Consider the following 3,690-nt stretch of genomic DNA (forward strand, 5'->3'; position numbering starts at 1 on the left):
TCGCTGAGCAGGTTGAACAGCGGGGAAGCATCCTGCAACACTTCCTGACCTGCCGCTTCGAGGGCAGACAGGGGCCGAATTTCCAGTGCGATCGTGTCCTCGATACGGTAGTATTCGCGGCGATCTTCTTCATCTAATGTCGACATGGCGAACCCATGGTAGCGGCGGTGGTCTGAGTGTAAAGCTGGTTATCGACCCCCGCCACAAGGACGTTCCTTTTCCCTCCGAACAAGCCCCGACATGTTCAGACCTCTCTTCGTATTTATCGGCACGCGTTATACCCGTGCAAAGCGTCGCAATCATTTTGTGTCGTTCATTTCGTTGACCTCGATGATCGGACTCGCCCTCGGCGTCGTCGTGATGATTGTGGTGTTATCGGTCATGAACGGTTTCGATCATGAGATGCGCACCCGTGTGCTGGGCATGGTGCCCCACGCGACCATCGAGTCCGGCGAGCCCATCAGCGACTGGCAAAGCCTGGCGGCCAAGGTCCAGCAGAACCCGCAGGTGGTGGCGGTTGCGCCGTTCACCCAGATGCAGGGTTTGCTGACCAACAACGGCCAGGTGCAGAAAGTCCTGCTCAATGCAGTCGACCCGGACCAGGAGCGCAAAGTCTCGATCATCGACAACTTCATGACGCAGGGCAAACTCGACGACCTGTCGCCGGGCAGCTTCGGCATCGTGATCGGTGACAAGGCCGCGACCAAGCTCGGCGTGGGTCTCGGCGACAAGCTGACCTTCGTCGCCCCGGAGGTCACCGTGACCCCGGCCGGGATGTTTCCGCGGATGAAGCGCTTTACCGTGGTCGGCATTTTCCATGTCGGCGCCGGTGAGCTGGACGGCTACCTGGGGCTGACCAATCTGGATGACCTGGCGCGCCTGCATCGCTGGAAGCCGGATCAGGTCCAGGGCTTGCGGCTGAAGTTCGACGATTTGTTCCAGGCACCTCGCACTGCCTGGAACATTGCGCAGAACCTGGACGGAGACCATTACTACGCCCGTGACTGGACCCGCACCCACGGCAACCTGTATCAGGCGATCCGCATGGAAAAAGCCATGATCGGCCTGCTGTTGCTGCTGATCGTTGCGGTGGCCGCGTTCAACATCATTTCCACGCTGGTGATGGTGGTGAACGACAAGAAGGGTGACATCGCAATCCTGCGAACCCTCGGTTCCACACCGGGCCAGATCATGGCGATCTTCATGGTCCAGGGCACGGTGATCGGTGTAGTCGGCACGGCGATCGGTGCCGTGGTCGGGATGTTCGCCGCACTGAATGTCAGCGCCGCGATTTCCGCCCTCGAAGGCCTGATCGGGCACAAATTCCTTAACGCCGACGTGTACTTCATCGACTACCTGCCGTCGCAACTGATGGCCGAAGACGTGTTGATGGTCTGCGGCGCGGCGTTGGTCCTGAGTTTCCTCGCCACCCTTTATCCAGCCTGGCGTGCTGCGCGCACCCAGCCTGCGGAGGCGCTACGTTATGAGTGATTTGGGTATGAGTACTAAAGCAGTCTTGAGTTGCCGCGACCTGGGTAAAGCCTACGAGGAAGGCCCGGAATCGGTAGTGGTGTTGTCCGGTTTGCAGCTTGAGCTGCACCCGGGTGAGCGCGTGGCGATTGTCGGTACCTCCGGTTCCGGTAAAAGTACCTTGCTCAACCTGCTCGGCGGCCTCGATACGCCAACCAAAGGCAGTGTATGGCTGGCCGGTGAAGAGCTGTCGGCGCTCAACGAAAAGGCCCGTGGCCTGTTGCGTAACCGCTCGCTGGGCTTCGTTTACCAGTTCCACCACTTGCTGCCCGAGTTCACCGCGCTGGAAAACGTCTGCATGCCGCTGTTGATCGGCCGCACCGCGATCCCGGAAGCCCGTCAGCGCGCCACGGCCTTGCTGGAACGGGTAGGGCTGGGCCATCGTCTGGAGCACAAACCGGCCGAACTGTCCGGTGGTGAACGCCAGCGCGTGGCCATCGCCCGCGCGTTGGTGAACAAGCCAGGGCTGGTGATGCTCGATGAGCCGACCGGTAACCTCGACTCCCATACCGCCCAGGGCATTCAGGACCTGATGCTGGAACTCAGCACGTCGATGCGCACCGCGTTCCTGGTGGTGACCCACGACATGAACCTGGCCCGCCAGATGGATCGCGTCCTGCACCTGCAGGAAGGTCGCCTCACTCCCATCTGATTGGCCTAAACCCGGCACGACTGAAAAGCGTGTCGGGTCTTTTATTTTTATACGGTGCCCCAGCGAATGTTCAGACCGTTATCGATCTTTATCGGCACGCGCTATACCCGCGCCAAGCGCCGCAATCGCTTTGTTTCGTTTATCTCGATGACCTCGATGATCGGCCTCGCCCTGGGCGTGCTGGCGATGATCGTGGTGTTGTCGGTGATGAACGGCTTCCAGCGCGAAATGAGCTCGCGCATCCTCGGCATGGTGCCCCACGCAACCATCGTTGGCGTCAAGCCGATCGACGATTGGCAGCCTGTCGCGGCCGCCGCGATGAAGAACCCTGAAGTGACCGCCGCCGTACCATTCACCGAGATGGAAGGCATGCTGTCCTACAAGGGCTCGATGCAGCCGATCCAGATCAGCGGCGTTGATCCGGCACAGGAAGGCAAAGTCTCCATCGTCGCCCAGCACATCGTGCAGGGACGTCTGGACGACTTGAAGCCAGGCGAGTTCGGGGTGGTGGTCGGTGAAATCACCGCACGCCGCTTCCGCTTGAACGTCGGCGACAAAATCACCCTGATCGTGCCGGAAGTCAGCACCGCACCGGGTGGTATCACCCCGCGCATGCAGCGGCTGAACGTGGTTGGCGTGTTCAAGGTCGGTGCCGAACTCGACGGCTCGATGGCGCTGATCCACGTTGCCGATGCGGCGCAAATGCAGCATTGGGAACCGAATCAGGTGCAAAGCGTGCGCCTGGCGGTGAAAGACTTGTACGCCGCACCGAAGGTCTCGTCAGACATCGCTGGCGGCCTGGGCGTTGATTTCAAGGCCGATGACTGGACCCACACTCAAGGCAGTCTGTTCAGCGCCATGAAAATGGAAAAAACCATGATCGGCCTGTTGCTGCTGATGATCGTGGCGGTCGCTGCGTTCAACATCATCGCCACCTTGATCATGGTGGTGAACGACAAGGGCGCGGACATCGCGATCCTGCGGACCATCGGCGCCACGCCTCGGCAGATCATGGCGATCTTCATGGTTCAGGGCACGGTGATCGGTGTCGTCGGCACGCTGATTGGCGGCGTCCTCGGGGTGATCGCAGCGTTGAACGTGAGTGAGATGGTCGGTTGGCTGGAGCGCGTGACGGGTCAGCATATCTTCAGTTCCGACGTGTACTTCGTCAGCAACTTGCCGTCGGAATTGCAGGGCGGTGACGTGCTGCTGATCTGCTCGGCGGGCTTCATCATGAGCTTCCTGGCCACGGTATACCCGGCCTGGCGCGCTGCGAAGATCGAACCGGCGACCGCGTTGCGCTATTCGTAAGTCGTTACACCGCTATCGTTGGATCGCCGCCCGGAGCAAGCTCGCTCCCACAGGTGACCGAGTTGAACCGCTAATTTGCGGCTAACACAGGTCCAATGTGGGAGCGAGCCTGCTCGCGATGGGGCCAGCCAGTCTGGCCTCAAACCCCCTTCGGCAACGCCATTWAAAACCGTGTCCACCCCTGGCCTGACTCGCAA

Annotated in this window: 3 protein-coding genes and 1 pseudogene; 3 read left to right on the forward strand and 1 reads right to left on the reverse strand. The window is 60.6% G+C overall.

Translation table 11 applies throughout. From position 1 onward, the window contains the following. Positions 1 to 146 (reverse strand): annotated as a pseudogene (locus AC1DH9_RS24880) (PilZ domain-containing protein); the annotation flags it as partial. A gap of 94 nt (positions 147 to 240) precedes the next feature. Here AC1DH9_RS24880 and AC1DH9_RS24885 point away from each other — a divergent pair. The 3 genes from AC1DH9_RS24885 (at position 241) to AC1DH9_RS24895 (ending at position 3,493) form a co-directional block, all read left to right on the forward strand. Then, positions 241 to 1,491 (forward strand): lipoprotein-releasing ABC transporter permease subunit, encoded by a 1,251-nt coding sequence (locus AC1DH9_RS24885; RefSeq protein ID WP_054593170.1) that lies wholly within the window; start codon positions 241 to 243, stop codon positions 1,489 to 1,491. A gap of 7 nt (positions 1,492 to 1,498) precedes the next feature. After that, entirely contained in the window at positions 1,499 to 2,182 is a 684-nt protein-coding gene (gene lolD, locus AC1DH9_RS24890) for a lipoprotein-releasing ABC transporter ATP-binding protein LolD (protein WP_173859959.1), read from the forward strand. A 66-nt stretch (positions 2,183 to 2,248) separates the two neighbouring features. After that, complete coding sequence (locus AC1DH9_RS24895) at positions 2,249 to 3,493, forward strand: lipoprotein-releasing ABC transporter permease subunit (protein ID WP_427544213.1); 1,245 nt, start codon at positions 2,249 to 2,251, stop codon at positions 3,491 to 3,493. Positions 3,494 to 3,690 lie beyond the last annotated feature (197 nt).

Source organism: Pseudomonas sp. 05T35 (assembly GCF_056396605.1).